This is a genomic window from Ascidiimonas meishanensis, assembly GCF_037782385.1.
GTDB classification, from domain to species: Bacteria; Bacteroidota; Bacteroidia; order Flavobacteriales; family Flavobacteriaceae; genus Ascidiimonas; species Ascidiimonas meishanensis.
This window is the reverse complement of record NZ_JBBEXD010000003.1, coordinates 147,101-165,104: the sequence shown is the minus strand read 5'-3', so window position 1 is coordinate 165,104 and position 18,004 is coordinate 147,101. Positions and strand designations below refer to the sequence as shown.

General features: G+C 33.3%; 14 protein-coding genes. 4 read left to right on the top strand and 10 right to left on the bottom strand.

The window, feature by feature from the left end:
• Nucleotides 1–3 precede the first annotated feature (3 nt).
• The 6 genes from WBG07_RS05815 to uvrC form a co-directional block, all read right to left on the bottom strand.
• The gene (locus WBG07_RS05815; protein ID WP_340199579.1) at nucleotides 4–972 is read right to left on the bottom strand and encodes a tryptophan 2,3-dioxygenase family protein; all 969 of its coding nucleotides are present in this window, start codon (nucleotides 970–972) and stop codon (nucleotides 4–6) included.
• Nucleotides 972–1,754, bottom strand: a complete 783-nt coding sequence (locus tag WBG07_RS05810; RefSeq protein WP_340200070.1) for a DUF3108 domain-containing protein — start codon at nucleotides 1,752–1,754, stop codon at nucleotides 972–974. Before WBG07_RS05810 ends, WBG07_RS05815 begins: the two co-directional genes overlap by 1 nt.
• 310 nt (nucleotides 1,755–2,064) lie before the next feature.
• Nucleotides 2,065–3,204 carry a 4-hydroxyphenylpyruvate dioxygenase gene (gene hppD / locus WBG07_RS05805; RefSeq protein WP_340199578.1) on the bottom strand — a complete coding sequence of 380 codons (1,140 nt, stop codon included), beginning with the start codon at nucleotides 3,202–3,204 and terminating at the stop codon, nucleotides 2,065–2,067.
• Between the two features lie 30 nt (nucleotides 3,205–3,234).
• Nucleotides 3,235–4,395, bottom strand: a complete 1,161-nt coding sequence (locus WBG07_RS05800) for a homogentisate 1,2-dioxygenase (RefSeq protein ID WP_340199577.1) — start codon at nucleotides 4,393–4,395, stop codon at nucleotides 3,235–3,237.
• A gap of 188 nt (nucleotides 4,396–4,583) precedes the next feature.
• Nucleotides 4,584–6,806 (bottom strand): patatin-like phospholipase family protein, encoded by a 2,223-nt coding sequence (locus WBG07_RS05795; RefSeq protein WP_340199576.1) that lies wholly within the window; start codon nucleotides 6,804–6,806, stop codon nucleotides 4,584–4,586.
• 13 nt (nucleotides 6,807–6,819) lie between these two features.
• Nucleotides 6,820–8,607, bottom strand: coding sequence for an excinuclease ABC subunit UvrC (uvrC, locus tag WBG07_RS05790; RefSeq protein ID WP_340199575.1), 1,788 nt, complete (start codon nucleotides 8,605–8,607; stop codon nucleotides 6,820–6,822).
• A 285-nt stretch (nucleotides 8,608–8,892) separates the two neighbouring features.
• On the opposite strand from uvrC, the gene WBG07_RS05785 reads away from it, so the two are divergent.
• The 4 genes from WBG07_RS05785 (at nucleotide 8,893) to WBG07_RS05770 (ending at nucleotide 10,875) form a co-directional block, all read left to right on the top strand.
• A complete protein-coding gene (locus WBG07_RS05785) occupies nucleotides 8,893–9,072 on the top strand; it encodes a hypothetical protein (protein ID WP_340199574.1) in 180 nt (59 codons plus the stop codon).
• 2 nt (nucleotides 9,073–9,074) lie between these two features.
• On the top strand, nucleotides 9,075–9,638 hold the full coding sequence (locus WBG07_RS05780) for a 5-formyltetrahydrofolate cyclo-ligase (RefSeq protein WP_340199573.1): 564 nt from the start codon (nucleotides 9,075–9,077) through the stop codon (nucleotides 9,636–9,638).
• 191 nt (nucleotides 9,639–9,829) lie between these two features.
• Nucleotides 9,830–10,453, top strand: a complete 624-nt coding sequence (locus WBG07_RS05775) for a hypothetical protein (RefSeq protein WP_340199572.1) — start codon at nucleotides 9,830–9,832, stop codon at nucleotides 10,451–10,453.
• Nucleotides 10,453–10,875: a response regulator gene (locus WBG07_RS05770; RefSeq protein ID WP_340199571.1), complete on the top strand. Its 423-nt coding sequence runs from the start codon at nucleotides 10,453–10,455 to the stop codon at nucleotides 10,873–10,875. The genes WBG07_RS05775 and WBG07_RS05770 overlap by 1 nt, the downstream gene beginning before the upstream one ends.
• Here the strand turns inward: WBG07_RS05770 and WBG07_RS05765 are convergent, their stop codons facing one another.
• The 4 genes from WBG07_RS05765 to WBG07_RS05750 all read right to left on the bottom strand — a co-directional run bounded on the left by WBG07_RS05765 (nucleotide 10,876) and on the right by WBG07_RS05750 (nucleotide 18,001).
• Nucleotides 10,876–11,505 (bottom strand): lipoprotein signal peptidase, encoded by a 630-nt coding sequence (locus WBG07_RS05765; protein WP_340199570.1) that lies wholly within the window; start codon nucleotides 11,503–11,505, stop codon nucleotides 10,876–10,878.
• 162 nt (nucleotides 11,506–11,667) lie between these two features.
• Nucleotides 11,668–12,048, bottom strand: coding sequence for a TraR/DksA family transcriptional regulator (locus tag WBG07_RS05760; protein WP_340199569.1), 381 nt, complete (start codon nucleotides 12,046–12,048; stop codon nucleotides 11,668–11,670).
• A 4-nt stretch (nucleotides 12,049–12,052) separates the two neighbouring features.
• A complete protein-coding gene (ileS, locus tag WBG07_RS05755) occupies nucleotides 12,053–15,478 on the bottom strand; it encodes an isoleucine--tRNA ligase (RefSeq protein WP_340199568.1) in 3,426 nt (1,141 codons plus the stop codon).
• Nucleotides 15,479–15,598: 120 nt separating this feature from the next.
• Complete coding sequence (locus tag WBG07_RS05750; protein WP_340199567.1) at nucleotides 15,599–18,001, bottom strand: TonB-dependent receptor plug domain-containing protein; 2,403 nt, start codon at nucleotides 17,999–18,001, stop codon at nucleotides 15,599–15,601.
• Nucleotides 18,002–18,004 lie beyond the last annotated feature (3 nt).

Genomic DNA, 18,004 nt, shown 5'->3' with positions numbered 1-18,004 from the left:
ATATTAGTCTGCTTTTTCCGGATTAAACTCATGGTTTACCCATTGCTTTCCCCAATTCTTTTTCTCTTCTATGGACCAAATTTCAGGAAAAAAGATGATTTTCTGAAAACTTGGAGGTAAATATTGTTCCCAATTGGTTCCTCCAGTGGCATCTATAGCTGTTTTGTCTTTTCTTAAATACCTATACGCAGAACCCATATGCATGAGCGGCCAGTTTACATTTGCGTTTGTATCCAGTTGTTTTAATGCTTTAATTAATTCTGTTGATTTCTTCTCATTATCTGGAAGCTGTAAATACCTATGATAAATAGTACTATTTTTAACTTCTTTAGTGATTCTGATAAATCTAGGAGTATATCTATATTCAAATTGTTTTAGGGTCAACGTTTTTTCTCCTGTTTTGGTATCTGTGGCGCCTTTTTTCCAATAAATATTATCATACAATTTTTCCTGACTACTTTTTGATGAAAACTTTTCTCTTACTGAATGATGCACTAAGTTTTCAAGGGGAGTAGCATAAAATTCAATCATTCTGTATTGTGCAGACTGGAAACCACTTGCCGGAAGTAATGACATTCTATATTGGAGAAATTGCTCCCTCTCCATCCCATTGATCATAATTTCAAATGATGAGATTAGTGCCTTATAATAATTATTGATGCGATTGACGCGTTGAGTAAAAAAACTAGATCGCTGTAATTTATCATCAATAATTTGCTTTTGTTCATGAATAATAAGCTTAAAATAAAGCTCCGTTATTTGATGATACATAATAAATATCTCCTCATCGGGGAAATGGGTTCTTGGGATTTGAAGACTTAATAACGTATCTAAATGAATATAGTCCCAATAAGTAAGATATCTTTCATGAAGCAAGCCATCTAAATAAGAACCTAGGTCTTGGCCAGAATTTCTATATTTCTCTTCGAGTCTTACAATCTTATCAGCCAGCTTCGGGTCTAAATCGGCCATTACATTTCTATTTTAAACTGATGTTTTAGTCCTTTAAAAGCTTCCAAATCTGCCTTTAATGAACCAACGGCTAAATCTGCTTTGATACGGATAGGAATTTTATTTTTATCGTCTGAAACCCATAGCGTAAGGCTTTCTTTCTCTTTAAAAACTCTCCCAGATTGCACATAAGGACGAAACTTAACACATTTCACTTTACCAAACTTTGTTCGCACTACTTCTTTACCTATATACTTAAGTTTAAAAACAAATGCTTCTTCATCGTCAAAAAGCATGTTCAAATCTATGGATTTTCCTAATACGAGATCATCTGCATCGTAATTATTTCTAAGGTAATAAAAAGCAGATAAAAGGTCTTGTACATCTTCTGGTGTGGAGAGAACAGTTTTTCTATTTTTCTTTTTATCAAGTACAATCGCTTTATTCGCTAAATGATCAAAGTTAATCTCAAGATTTTTGGTATAACCGCCTTCATCAATCTGTCTAATAAATCGATAAGGTTTTCCTTCTATTTTATCAAAATAACTTTCATAATTGTCATCTACTTTAAAAAAAAGCCTTGCCAGACCTGTAGTTCTTCCCTTCCCTATGACATGGAACATTTCCTTACCATCTAGATAATCATTCTTTAAATGAAGGGTTGCATAGCTAGCATTAAATATGCCATAATGAATTCTAAATTTAAACCATTCTCCTGCCTTAAAAGAAGAACTAGTTCCTAAGTCTGCAGTTTTAAAGCTGCAAAGGAAGCAAATAATAAATATGGTGAACAGTTTTTTCATCATGCTTATATTGTTTGTAAAAATACTAAAATCAATTACATTATTGATTTTAATATTGTGTTAAACAATTTCTGTTCCAAAAATTATCAAAACAAAAATAGCCCGGCTTAAAACCGGGCTATTTTTCTTATCAACCAAAACTTTAATTATGGAAATTTGCTAAATTCGCAAAAAGCCTCCTCTTTTGAAAATGCAAAAATAGGGAGTCACTCTAATCTAAGAATGCCTTTTTAACTGCTTTAACATTAGTTGTTTCAACTTTTAAAACTTAAAATCAAAAACTTACAGATTTTCTTAGCATGTATTTTGTTTACAATGTTCCCCGCATTTGCTGCTCTCTTTCTATAGCTTCAAAAAGTGCTTTAAAATTTCCTTTACCAAAAGATTGCGCTCCCCTTCTTTGTATTATTTCAAAAAACATTGTAGGCCTATCAAGCACGGGTTTGGTGAAGATTTGTAATAGATAACCTTCATCATCCCGATCTATTAAAATACCCAATTCCTTTAATGGCTCTAGATTTTCATCTATTTCACCTACCCTTTCTAATACCGTATCATAATAGGACTCTGGAACAAATAGAAACTCCACTCCACGGCTTTGCAATGCCCTAACCGTTTCAATGATGTTGTCTGTAGCAAGCGCAATATGTTGAACACCTGCTCCATTATAAAATTGAATATACTCTTCAATTTGCGATTTCTTCTTCCCCTCAGCAGGCTCGTTTATAGGAAATTTAATTCTTCCATTCCCATTACTCATCACCTTACTCATAAGAGCGGTATACTCTGTTGAGATGTCTTTATCATCAAAAGAAACTAACTGTGCGAAACCCATTGTTTTTGCGTAAAATTCACACCATTTATTCATTTCATTCCAGCCTACATTACCCACCATGTGATCTACAAATTTCAATCCAACTGTTTCCGGTTTGTAAGAAGTATTCCAGGGTTTATACCCAGGCATAAAAACTCCTTGGTAGTTTTTTCTTTCCACAAAAATATGAATGGTTTCCCCATAGGTATGGATTCCTGATAGAAGCACTTCTCCATGCTCATCTTGTAATTTTTTAGGCACCATATAGCTTTTAGCGCCTCTTCTTACCGTTTCTTGATAACTCTTGGATGCATCATCTACCCAGAGCGCAACAAACTTCACACCATCTCCATGTGCATCAATATGCCTATTTATATCACCCCCAGATTGTAAAGGAGATGTAAGTACTATTGTGATTTTACCTTGTCTTAAAACATAAGAAACACGATCTTGAATACCCGTTTCCAGACCTGCATATGCGACGGGTTGAAAACCCCATGCTGACTGATAATAGTGAGCTGCCTGCTTGGCATTCCCTACATATAATTCTATATAGTCTGTTCCCAACAAAGGAAGAAAATCTTCCGCATCGGGCACTATTTTTTGTAATTCTAAAGATGTATTTTGATTTTTCATTGTATTCTGTTTTAAAAATTATTGTCTTGCTTAATCTTCTAGCCAAGATTTATGATAATCTTCATCTGCTATTAATATAGCCTCTTTAGTAACTTTTAAAGGCTTAAAGGTATCTACCATCACCGCAAGCTCATCTGTTTTTACTTTACCAATACTTCGTTCAACAGCACCAGGATGCGGCCCATGTGGAATTCCTGCCGGATGTAAAGAAATATGTCCTGCATCAATATCATTTCTGCTCATAAAATCCCCATCCACGTAATACAAGACCTCATCACTATCTATATTGCTATGATTATAAGGTGCAGGAATACTATTTGGATGATAATCATACAGTCTGGGCACAAAGCTACATACTACAAATGCATCGGTCTCAAAAGTTTGATGTACTGGTGGTGGCTGATGAATACGCCCAGTAATAGGTTCAAAATCATGAATAGAGAATGCATATGGAAAATTATACCCGTCATAGCCTATAACATCAAAAGGGTGTGTAGCATAGACCATCTCAAAAATTTCATCCTGTTTTTTAATCTTCATTAAAAAATCTCCTTTTTCATTGTTGGTTTCTAGTTCATAAGGCTTTCTTATATCCCGCTCACAAAAAGGGGAATGCTCTAATAGTTGCCCAAACCAATTTCTGTATCGTTTAGGAGTATAAATTGGCCTACGTGACTCTACAATGAATAAACGATTTTCTTCAGAATCAAAATTCATTTGGTAAATAACGCCTCTGGGTATTAATAAATAATCACCATATTTAAAATCAATATTACCAAGGTGCGTGCGTAATTTACCCGAACCTTTATGGATAAAAATTAACTCATCTGCATCTGCATTCTTATAAAAGTAATCTTTTAATGAATGTTTGGGCGCCGCAAGAATGATGGTACAGTCTGAATTGGTAAGTACCGCTTTTCTACTTTTTAAATAATCATCTTCTGGTTTAATTTTAAAACCGTGAAAGCGATATGATTTTATATGATTATGAATTGCTACTTGAGGAGCCACACTATAGCTCTTAATAATTTCTTTTACCTGTGTTGGTCTGTTTTCATGATAGCTGTTGCAATACATTCCATCAAACCCAATAGTTCCAAAAAGTTGCTCGTAATATAAGCTACCATCGGGTTTTCTAAAAATTGTATGCCGTTTAGGCGGAATTTCACCTAATTTATGATAGAAAGGCATTCTTAAAAGTTTTATATTAAACTTAGTTGTTTATTTAGACGAAAATCTGATTTAAAACCATGCATGGCATACCTCTCATTCAGGGTTTCGCTTCATGAGATATTGAAGATGTTCTAACAATGAGGGCCAAAAAAGTGTCATTAATACAAATATCGTAAATATTTGTGTCTTTTAATAGATGATTCTTCTTAAAACCAAAAACCTACATTAAAAAACCAACGAGATTTATTTTCTGGAGACCACGTATATTTTATTTCTATAGGGCCTAATAGCGTCTCCAAACTATAACCAAAAGCATATCCGGAATAATCTGGACTGGTGAACCACTCACCGCTTTCAAAAATATCGTTGGCTGCATTGGAGTAGTTTGCGGCAAAAACAATATGATTTTTATTAAAAAACTCATAATCTAAAGTGAACAATGCCTTTACGTAACTATCTCCTCCAAAGCTTATAAAATCATACCCATAAAATGGAATAAAATTATTTATCAAATTGTTCCCATAACCTCCCAATAAGAAATCTAAAGAATTATACTCTGCATTACCAAGTGTGAATCCTCCTTCTGTCTGAAAATTAAATGCTACTTTTTTCACTATTGGGGTGGCAAAACCAAATCTGGCTTTACCAATTGAAAACTGATCAAAAGCACTTATAAAATCTGTTGAATAAAGGTATAGATGAAAATCACCATCAAAAAAGACTCCTCTTTTGGGGAAATATTTATTATCATACGTATCTAACCTTAAAAAGCCAAAAGAGCTGTATATATTACTATTTTCAAAAACTATATTTTCAGAATTCTGTTGTAAGGTTTCCGACTCGTATTTAAGGTATTTATGCTCCAGTCCAATTCCTAAAGCAAACTCTTCTCTTACCAAAGTTTGTAAATAAATTTGATTGGTGAAATCTTTTATTTCTACTTCTAATCTATCTACTTCTACATCTTCAATTCCTGTTTCCTGTTGCAATAATGCAAAGGAAACATCTTTACTAAACCCATTAAACCTAGAGTTCATTCCAAAACTCCAATAAAAGCCTTTGTCTAAATAATATTCAAAATTATACCGAAGGTTGTCACCCAAAATCAAATCTAAAGAAGCTACATCATCATCAAATAAAAGCTGCTTTTGAGTAATATTTAGTAGTGCTGCGCTTTTGTAAAGGTCATCATAATGCACTCCCATTCTTAAGAATGTACGATTGTCTTTTTCTTTTATTTTTACCATAAGTTCATTACCATCTTCTTTTGGCATTAAACGATATCTAATTGCTGAAAAGTTATTGGTAGCGGAAAGATTATTTATTCCTTGATTAAATTTTTTGTAACTGATTTTTTCATCCAGTTTTAACCTCAATTTTCCTTTTAAATATGCCCGTGTATATCTTTCATTGCCAACAAAAGAGACTTTATTGATGAGAAGGCTGTCTTCTTTAATCTTGTGAATATCTTTAGGCATATTCTTTTTGGACTGCCTTGCAGCCAAAATGCGTAATTCTTCCATTTTTTCTGCTCCTGCAAGCTCTCCTCTTTCTATAATCTTAGCTCCCTCCTCAAAAGAGATTACAGAAAAAGGTTCTATATTAGGTTTGATATAAACATCGGTTTCTTTAGCCTTTATTTTCATATCATTCACCGTTCTATAATTATTGATCTGAAAGAGAATATCTGTGGCTGAAGTAAGTCGCTTACGATCAGACAGCGCATCTTGTACATCAACACCAATAATCACATCGGCACCCATTTTCTTCACTTTAAAAATCGGGTAATTATTAACAATTCCTCCATCTAATAATAATTTACCATCAATCTCAACAGGTTCAAAAAGTGAAGGAAAAGCTCCACTAGCGCTAATAGCCTCAGGTAAATAACCTTTATTCAAAACTACTGCTTCCCCAGTTTCTATATTGGTAGCAATGCAAAAGAAGGGGATTGGTAATTGGTTAAAATCTTCTACATCTCTAACATGCTGCAGTAATCTGGTTAATAGATTATACACATTTTGACCCCTAGAAATTGCAGAAGGAAACTTTACTTTGAAATTATCAAAAGGTAGTGTAAGGGAATATCTTTCTTGATCTTCTTTTTCATAAAAGGTTTTAGCACTTCTTGGAATCTCATCTTGAATAAGTTTATTGAAGTTGGTATTACTAAAAATAGAGTCTAACTCATGCGCAGAATAGCCAGATGCATATAAAGCGCCTATGATAGCACCCATACTAGTGCCTCCAATATAATCTATACGAACACCTGCTTCCTCTATGACTTTTAATGCGCCTATATGAGCAAATCCTTTGGCACCGCCACCACTAAGCACTAAGCCTACTTTAACATCTGAATTATCTAATTCCTGCGCTAAAACCGGAAAGTTCAAAAGAATTAAAATGAGTATGAAGACTATTTTTTTCAAAATTATAATTCAATTAATGTAAACTTTTATAAACTTTTGCTCCTTTTGAACGACCAATGGCATTCACTAACATTTCCAGGGAAGCTTCTTTTACCCTTTTTACTGATTTAAATTGTTTTAATAATTCTTGCACCGTTTTTTCTCCTATTCCATCAATTGTTTCCAATTCCGAATTAATAGCCGCTTTACTCCTCTTTTTTCTATGAAAAGTAATCCCAAACCTATGTGCTTCATTACGTAATTGTTGAATAATTTTTAAGGTTTCTGATTTTTTATCGAGATATAAAGGTACAGGATCATCTGGGTAATAAATTTCTTCTAGCCTCTTGGCAATTCCAATAATGGCAATCTTACCTCTTAGCCCTAATAAATCTAAACTCTTCAGGGCAGATGAAAGCTGCCCTTTTCCCCCATCTATAACAATCAACTGCGGCAATTCTGCAGCTTCTTCTAGCAAACGTTTATATCTTCTAAATACCACTTCTTCCATAGAGGCAAAGTCATCTGGCCCTTCAACAGTTTTAATGTTGTAATGTCTATATTCCTTTTTATTTGGTTTGCCATCTTTGAAAACCACACAAGCAGCAACAGGATTAGTACCTTGTATATTAGAATTATCAAAACATTCTATATGTCTTGGCTCTCTAGAAAGCCTAAGGTCTTTTTTCATTTGTGCCATAAGGCGATTGGTATGCCTATCTGGATCTACAATTCTAGCTTGTTTGAATCTTTCTTGTCTATAAAACTTTGCATTTCTTTCTGAAAGCTCCAAAATTCTTTTTTTATCACCAAGCTTTGGGACTGTTACTTTAATACCTTCTACAACTTCCACTTTAATAGGTGCATAGATCTCTTTTGATTGCGAATGAAACCGCTGTCTTATCTCGGTAATTGCCAGCTCCAAAAGTTCTTTGTTAGACTCATCTAGCTTCTTTTTTAGCTCTATGGTATGTGATCTTACAATAGATCCATAAGAAAGCTGAAGAAAATTAACATAACCATAACTCTCATCAGAGATAATAGAAAAAACATCTACATTATTAATTTTTGGATTGACTACGGTAGATTTTGATTGATAGTTTTCAAGAATTTCAATTTTTTCTTTGATTCTTTGTGCCTCCTCAAAATGCATTTCATTTGCCAAAACTTTCATTTGCATTTTAAAACGAACTAATGAATTTTTAAAATTTCCTTTAACAATATCACGAATATGGCTAATTTGATCCTCATATTCCTCAAATGATTGTAAATCTTCACAAGGACCTTTACAATTTCCCAGATGATACTCTAAGCAAATTTTGTATTTACCATTTTTTACTTTCTCCTCAGCAAGGTCATAGTTGCATGTTCTTAAAGAATAAAGCCCTTTAATTAGGTCTAGAAGGGTTCTTACCGTTTTCATACTCGTATAGGGCCCATAATACTCAGAACCATCTTTTATTAGCTTTCTTGTAGGAAATACACGAGGAAAACGTTCATTCTTAATGCAAATCCATGGGTAGGATTTATCATCTTTAAGCAATACATTATATCTTGGTTTATATTTTTTAATTAGATTGTTCTCCAGTAATAATGCATCTGTTTCTGATGGAACCACAATATGATTTATACTGCTAATCTTTTTGACTAAAACACGAGTCTTACCAGTATCGTGATTTTTTTGAAAATATGATGAAACTCTTTTTTTTAAATTTTTCGCCTTACCTACATATAAAATGACACCCGCTTTATCATAGAATTGATACACTCCCGCACTCTCTGGTAAAGTTTGTAATTTAAGTGTAATAGAAATATGAGCCATTTTAATTATTAATTGTTAGGTAAAGATAAAAATGTACACTTTGTAATTTAAATATTTAACAATTAAAGAGTAAATACAAACCATCATTTCCTAAAAAAATAAGTCCGTTACTAAATACGGGGATAAAAAAGTCTTAAAAACTTAACTATTATACAAATAGTATGGGAAATCTACCGTAATTCTTAAACATTTGTTAACCAATCGTGTATTTCGTCGAAATTATCAAGCTTTTAATCGATTGTTTAAAAAATGATTTTTATATTAGAGCGTCGAAAAAAATTAGGTATGGAAATGTATATTATCGCTTTAGTAATTTATTTTGTTTTATTTATTGTTTCAACAATAGCTTCTAATAATGCTAAATTAAAGTCCCTTCCTACCTTATCATTTAAAAATGCTTCAATTGATAATGAATTAATTAAGGAGACCATCATTGTGAATCCAGAAATTGTTGCTGCCAAATAGAAATGGTTAAATCCCATTTCAGAAATAAATATAAAAAATTACGTGCCTCTTTAAACCCTGACGTAATTGCTTCGTTAAGTATTCAAATTGCCAATACATCACTCCAATTACCTATCTGGAAATTTACTTACTATCATATATTTTTACCCATAGCGCAGCAAAAAGAAGTTGATACTTCTTATCTTTTGAGTATTCTTCAAGGAAAAGACAAAGAGGTGATAGTTCCAAAAAGTGATTTTAACCATCATAGCCTCCAGCATATTTTACTTACGGATAATACCAAATTAAAATTATCAGAATTTGGAATACCTGAACCGGAAAAAGGTATTTTAATTCCAGAAAGTGATATTGAAGTAGTTTTTATTCCCTTACTAGCCTATGATAATAGAGGAAATAGAATAGGTTATGGAAAAGGATTTTATGATAAATTTTTAAGTAGATGTTCTACCAACACCCTGAAGATTGGGCTTTCTTTCTTTGAACCAGAAGAAGAATTTACCGAAGTATCTGAATACGATATAAAACTTAATTATTGCATAACTCCAAAGAAAATCTACTCATTTTAGAAATCAACAAGTATTTCAAGAGAATTAATCGTAGTATGACCAATCTATCTTCATTTATTTATGGTATAACCGTAAAACAAATACGCCTTCTCTGGATACCCTAGCTTATTTTTTGAAGTAATAAGCTTATATAATTTAGATTTTTCTATATTAGATTTTTATTCATTACAAAAAAAGAAATCGAATTAATAATGTCCCAAAATCTTAGCATACAGCGACTTTTCGTGGCGCTGAATCTGCAATTCTGGATTCAGGAAAAAGAAAATGGTTCTGGGACCTGCGCATCACGTTTATTTAGAATTAAAGAGTCTCATAATTCGTTTCCTTACGATACTTTAGAGAAACTAATTGATGGTTTCATTCATAAGAGCCATCAGAACGAAATCTTGAGTAGCATTCATACTTATCTAAATACTAGAGTACACTCGGAAATTGAATTAAAACTAAGAAAGCATAATTACGAATATCATTTGTTATCATGTAAGTCACCAAGATTGCTAGGAGATATAATTTTGGCAAATACCCATTGTGCATGGTTTTTTGATTTTATGGATAAAAATAAGTGTCAGATAAAATATGATAACAATAATTTCTTCTATCAAGAAGCAATAGAAATGATAAGAACTGGTGGTTGGTTTGCAAGCTTTATTCATACCAAAACTTACTGGAACAAGAGAGCTAGAATATTACTAGAAAACTTGAAGGAGTTTAGATCCTCAATTAGATTTCCCCTTTTTTATTTTACAGAAGCCTATAGCTTTAAAGTAAGGTTAGAAAAAGGAATCTGTTTTGATATACTATTTAATAATGGCTAATGATTAGTGAACAAGAATGTATTGATCTTGCTTGTATTATTGATGACGATAAGATATACGTAAATCTTATTCGCAAAGTCATTGAGTCAAGAAATTTAAGCAAAGAACTCCTTGTCTTTGGAAACGGCAAGGAGGCTTTAGAATACTTTGAAAAAGCATTTTTAAATCAAGATTCAGAAAAGATTCCTAATATTATTTTTCTAGACATCAATATGCCTATTATGGACGGATGGCAATTTTTAGAACATTTTGTTCAATTTAGAAAACCCCTAAAAAAGAGTATCACATTATACATTGTGAGCTCTTCTATTAACCCGAAAGATATAGAAAAAGCCAATGAATTAGAGTCTATTTCTGGTTACATCATAAAACCGGTAAAACCCAAGGATTTGGAGGTTTTATTTAGAAAAATTCCAAATTGATTAATCTTCTTTTTTTGGAAAAGCCTTTTTATTAAAAACGAGTAAAATTCCAACTCCTGTACTTATTGCAGTGTCTGCAATATTGAATACAGGTTCAAAAAAACGAAATTTTTGACCTCCCAAAATAGGCATCCAATCTGGCCAAATAGTATCTATCATTGGAAAGTAAAGCATATCTACCACTTTTCCATGAAACAGATTTCCATATGTTTTATCTGCGAATATAGTAGCTACTTGATTGTAAGTGCTTTCACTAAAAATTACTCCGTAAAAAACAGAGTCAATGATATTACCTAAAGCACCAGCAAAAATAAGGGAAATAGAAACAACTAGAATTTTAGGATTCTTTTTTTGAACCGTAGTATACAACCAATAACCTATTCCTCCAATTGCAAACAGCCTAAAAATAGTTAGGATTAACTTACCAGAACTATTGGAAATGGGGAAAATATCACTCAATCTAGTTCCCCAGGCTGCTCCCTCATTTTCAATCAACAACAATTTGAACCATCCTGTTACATCTATCATCCCGTTACTACCATACACAAAATTGGTTTTAATATAAATCTTAACAATTTGATCTACTAATAAAACCAAAAAAATAATTAGCGCTGCTTTTTTTAAAGACATATTTTATTCATTATAATCGCTTTTCTGGTTTAAGCGAAGGCCAAAAATAAGAATATTATCTTATTCGAGAACTAAATATCTAATACTGGACGTTACGAACCTATCTACTAAACAAAAAAACACCCTCACTAAGGATGTTTTTGGTCTATTTTGCAATGGGTGCTACTGCATATTTTTTGCCTCAATACTAAGAGTAGCATGTGGAACAAGCTTTAATCGCTCTTTATTAATAAGCTTACCTGTTACACGACAAATACCATATGTTTTATTCTCAATTCTTGCAACGGCATTTTTAAGGTCTCTAATAAATTTTTCCTGCCTTATAGCCAATGCAGTATTTGCCTCTTTACTCATAGTGAGTGAGCCCTCCTCAAAAGCTTTAAATGTTGGAGAGGTATCATCTGTACCGTTATTTCCATCATTCATATAGGCGCTTTTCAAGAGCTGCAAATCTTGTTTTGCCTTTTCAATTTTAGCTTCAATTAAAACTCTAAACTCCTCCAGGTCTTTGTCTGAATACCTTATTTTAATATCTGAACTCATAATTTTATTGTTTTTGAATATACAATTTAGTTTTTACGTCGTCAAACACGATCTCCTGTCCATTAGCCATGTGATCTTCTAGTACGAGTTCTGATGTTAATGTCTCTGTCTTAATATACGCTAAGTTATTTTTTACAGCTGTATCTATTAACCCGTCTTTTTGAAGCCTCACGTTTATTTTATCTGTTACCAAGAAACCCGAATCCTTGCGAAGGTTTTGAATTCTATTCACCAGTTCTCTGGCAATTCCCTCTTCTTTCAAATCATTGGTCATGATAACATCTAACGCAACAGTAAGCGTGCCTGAATTGGCTACTAACCATCCTTCAATGTCTTGTGATGAAATTTCTACTTCATCCAATCCTAAATTAATATTTTTTCCGTTAATATCTAGGGTTAAATTCCCCATTTCTTCTATTTTATTTATATCAGACGCTTCCAATTGCTGTATAGCCTTTGAAATTAATCCCATATCTTTTCCAAATTTAGGCCCTAAAACCTTAAAATTAGGCTTTATTTTCTTTACAAGAATACCAGAAGCATCGTCTAGTAATTCTATTTCTTTTACATTTACCTCAGCTTTGATTAGGTCTGAGACTGCCAAAATCTCCTGTCTTTCTCCCTCATTCAATACTGGTATCATGATGCGTTTTAATGGCTGCCTTACTCGTATTTTTTCTTTTCTTCGCAACGAAAGAACCAATGAACATATGGTTTGTGCCTTTTGCATTTTATGTTCTAAAGACTTGTCTATAATTGCTTCATCACATACAGGGAATTTAGCCAAGTGTACACTTTCAAAACTTTCTTTTTGCGTTGCTTTTGTTAAGTCTTTATAAAGACGATCCATATAAAAAGGGGCTACAGGTGCTCCTAATTTTGCTACAGTAAAAAGACACGTATATAACGTCTGATATGCAGAAATCTTATCTTTTTCAGATTCTGAATTTAAAGTATCGTCAAGATTAATAGGTTTCCAGAATCTTCTTCTACTCAATCTCACAAACCAATTACTCAAGTTTTCCTGTACAAATTCTGAAATTGCTCTGGTTGCTTTCGTAGGCTCATAATCGGCAAAAGCCAAATCAACATTTTTTATAAGGGTATTTAATTCAGATAATATCCAACGGTCAATTTCTGGACGTTCATTGATTGGTATATCATTCTCTGCATAGTCAAATCTGTCTAAATTAGCATACAAACTAAAGAAAGAATACGTATTGTAGAGGGTTCCAAAAAACTTTCTTCTTACTTCTGCAATACCCTCTTCATTAAATTTCAGATTATCCCATGGGTTGGCATTACTTATCATATACCATCTGGTTGCATCAGGCCCGTATTTTTGAAGCACTTCAAAAGGATCTACTGCGTTCCCTAGTCTTTTAGACATCTTTTGTCCATTCTTATCTAATACAAGACCATTTGAAACCACATTTTTATAAGCAACAGAATCAAAAACCATAGTGCCTATGGCGTGTAGGGTATAGAACCACCCTCTGGTTTGATCTACACCTTCTGCAATATAATCTGCTGGAAATGCTTCTCCTGAATCAATTTTGTCCTTATTTTCAAAAGGATAATGCCATTGTGCATAGGGCATAGAGCCAGAATCAAACCAAACATCAATTAAATCTGATTCTCTTTTCATAGGTTGCCCGCTGGATGAAACTAGTGTAATTTTGTCTACAATATTTTTATGAAGATCTATTTTATCATAGTTCTCTTCACTCATATCACCAACCTTGAAATCTATAAAAATATCTTCCTCCATGAATCCTGCTTTCACTGCATTTTTCATTTCTATTTTTAATTCTTCCAAAGAACCTATAATTATTTCTTCTGTTCCATCCTCTGTCCTCCATATAGGCAAGGGTATTCCCCAAAAACGAGATCTTGATAGATTCCAATCATTTGCATTGGCAAGCCAATTCCCAAATCGGCCTTCTCCCGTAGCCTTAGGTTTCCAATTGATTGTTTCGTTAAGTTCAAACATTCTATCTTTTACCTCTGTAGCCTTAATGAACCATGAATCTAAAGGATAATATAAGATAGGTTTATCCGTCCGCCAACAGTTAGGATAGCTGTGAAGATACTTCTCCACCTTAAATGCTTTATTTTCTTCTTTAAGTTTAATGGCTATTTCTACATCTACAGAACGCTCTGGTGCATTGTTGTCTGCATAATATTCATTTTTTACATATTTACCAGCTAAATCTCCTAATTCAGAGCGAAATTTCCCTTGAAGATCTACCAAAGGAACCGGATTGCCATTTTCATCTAAAATAAGCATTGGTGGGACTTCTGGTATAGCTTCTTTTGCTACCTTGGCGTCATCTGCCCCAAAGGTAGGCGCTGTATGTACGATACCTGTACCGTCTTCAGTAGTCACAAAATCGCCGCCAATTACTCTAAAAGCATCAACAGCATTTTTATAAGGCAGCACATAAGGCATTAATTGTTCGTATCTAATACCTACTAGGTCTTTGCCTTTAAATTCTTCAATTATTTTAAAAGGTATTTTCTTAGAAGCCGAAGAAAAAGTGATAAAACTTTCTTCATTTTCTACCCTTTCAAATTTACCCGTAAACTGTTTCTCTACTAGTGTTTTGGCTAGTATTAAATGAGATGGTTCAAAGGTGTATTGATTAAATGTTTTAACCAATACATAATCTATTTTAGGGCCTACTGTTAATGCAGTATTAGAAGGTAATGTCCAAGGTGTAGTAGTCCAGGCAAGCACATAAATATCCTTATATGCTTTAAGAACTTCTGGTAAAGTTTCTGGCAGTGTTTTGAATTGAGCAGTTACCGTAGTATCTGTCACATCTTGATAAGTTCCTGGTTGATTAAGTTCATGAGAACTTAGCCCAGTACCTGCTTTAGGAGAATAAGGTTGTATTGTATAGCCCTTGTAAAGCAGTCCCTTATCATAAATTTGCTTTAACAACCACCAAACGGTCTCCATGTACTTTGGCTTATAGGTAATATACGGATCTTCCATATCTACCCAATATCCAATCTTACGTGTCATATCATTCCAGATATCGGTATACCGCATTACCGCCGTTTTACACGCTTGATTATACTCTTCTACGGTTATTTTTTTTCCAATATCTTCTTTGGTAATTCCCAATTCTTTCTCTACGCCTAATTCTATTGGCAATCCATGGGTATCCCAGCCTGCTTTTCTTTTTACCTGAAAACCTTTTTGAGTTTTATACCTACAAAATATATCTTTAATTGCTCTGGCCATTACATGATGAATACCAGGTAATCCATTTGCAGAAGGAGGTCCTTCAAAAAAGACAAAAGGTTGGTTACCTTCCCTACCTGTTATACTTTTTTCAAAAATTTCATTCTCTTCCCAGTAATTGAGTATTTCTTCTGCAATCTTGGGTAGTTCAAGTTCTTTATATTCTGCAAACCTCATAGTATGCTAATTACAACGCTAAATTAAGTTTGCAAAACTACTAAATTTCAATGAATTGAATTGGTGAATAGATTCAAAATTCATCTTGAAAGAAATCAAGATTATAAGTGTAAAAAGATTTTAAAATAAATATCGAACTCCTACAATAAAATTTCTTCCAGGAGCAGTTATACCTGAGGAATATGAACGAAATCGTTGATCTGTAATGTTTTCTAAAGAAATATTAGTTTCTAAATGCTTAGAAATTTTATACTGAGACCTAAAATTAAGGGTATACCAAGAAGGTGAGTAAGGGTTACCATTCTTATCAACCGCATAAATAAATGGTTTGTTTTGCTCTGAAGGTGCTAAATCTTCAAAATCAGTTTCTCCATTATAGTTCGCAAAAAAATCAAACTTTACGGTATTGTTGGTCCAAATAAAATGCATATCGGCAAATAATGGTGGTGCATGTCTTAAAGGAGCAGTCTCGCCATTGTCTATTTCTTCTTCTCCATTAGTGATAGTGAGGTTTGAATTAAAAGATAGTCTATCACTTAAAAAAGCATCTAAGCCAAACTCAAATCCGTATGCTTTTGCCTTTGCTGCATTTTGAACAGCCTGAACGTTACTAGCTTCTCCTTGAAAGTCAATAACACTTTCTCCATTCAACAGAAAATCTCTTCGCACTAAGGCATTATCCAAAAAGGTAAAAAAAGTTGAAAAACTAAGTGATACTTTATCATTTACATTTTTCCTAATACCAAATTCTGCATTATACGCATATTCTGGATTTAAATCTGGATTAGGCACTACCACTGAGCCAGGTTCTGAGTCAAATATTTTGCCAATATCATCTATGTTGGGTGCTCTAAAAGCAGTAGTACCATTCAAAGTAATTTGCCAGCTTTCTACAGGCAACCAACTAAGTCCCAAACTACCGGTTACTGCACCTGAACTTAAACTTGTATTACTAAAAGGGAAGTCAAAAAAACGATTATTAAAATTTGCATCCAGCAAGATATGATTATACCTAAGACCTGCTAAAAATGAAACTTTAGTGTTTGGTTTATACTCCATATTAATATAAGAAGCTATGGATTGCCAAGTAGAGCCGTCAGGATATCTTGAAGCGGCATCATTTTTTTCTCTTGTGTCTATGTCTAGAGTGCTACCCTCAGAGTCAACGGCATTAAAAATATACTCTAATCCATAATAGATACTAAACTTTTCACTCATTTTTTTCTCCATATCCAAGTTAAAGGAGTATGCATCTACTTTTTCTTCTGTTGAATTCTTAACAATAGATTGAAAATCTCGATTATTTCTACTTTCTTCAAAATGTTGATAGGCAACAGTTGCTCTTAATCTATCATACCATTTGCCATTACCCTTTTTATTAATCTGAAAATTAGCCATTAACCATCGTTGTGGGCCATAAAACCATTCCGCAGACCTTGGATTGTCGTCTCGTGTTCTCAGTAGCCTATCATATCTAGCATAATCTGAAGTTGTAGAATAATAAAATCCTAAATCGTACTTCCAAGTATCATTAGGTTCAAAAACTACTTTTTGCATAAAGTTTATTTGACTATATCCAGTAGGCACTTGAACTTTAGGGTTCTCATTTTCAACAATAATATCTTCACCATTCTCTCGCTTCACAAAACTTTCTCTTAAATATTCTTTTGGGCCATGACTTCCCATTCTTAAATCTTCAAAATCTGAAAAGCTAACACTGCTCAAAAGACCCCATTTTTTTGCAGCATATTTAATGTCTGCATGAATTGTCTTTTCATTGTTGGCAGTAGAATAGCGACTTACAGCAGCACCACGCCACTCTGCGTCTTCATACAAACTCAATGAGGGCGCCTTGGTATAAAAATTCATGACACCACCCACCGCATCACTCCCGTAAATTACAGAACCTGCTCCAAAGATTACTTCGGTTCTATCTATAACAAAAGGATCTATAGAAATTACATTTTGTAAATTTCCTCCTCTAAAAATCGCAGTATTCATACGAACACCGTCTACTGTTAACAATAATCTATTGGTTGAGAAACCTCTTATTATAGGGCTTCCCCCGCCCAGTTGACTCTTCTGGACAAAAACCTGCCCGCTATTTTGGAGAAAATCGGCAGCAGTTTGAGGATTGGCAAAAGTGACACTCTCCGATCTAATTGTTGAAATTTTTTGAGGAATATCTCTTTTCTGCTGTTGCCATTTTGATATAGAAACAACAATCTCGTCTAACACCTCAGATTTGGAATGGAGATATATATTTTTTTTCTGAGAGGCTACTTTTTTGGAGATATACTCATTGGCATAACCATATAATCTGAAATAAATACGTTCATTTTCATTAAATATTGAAATATCAACAGTACCGTCAATTCCCGAAATTAATGTTTTGGTTTTAATCTGATTATAAACTGCAACATTCCCCAGAGGTTCAGAAGTTTCTCTGTCCAGTATTCTAATAATTTGCCCATAACTTATACTATTAACCAGTAATAACAATAGCAGTATAGTCCTTTTCATTGT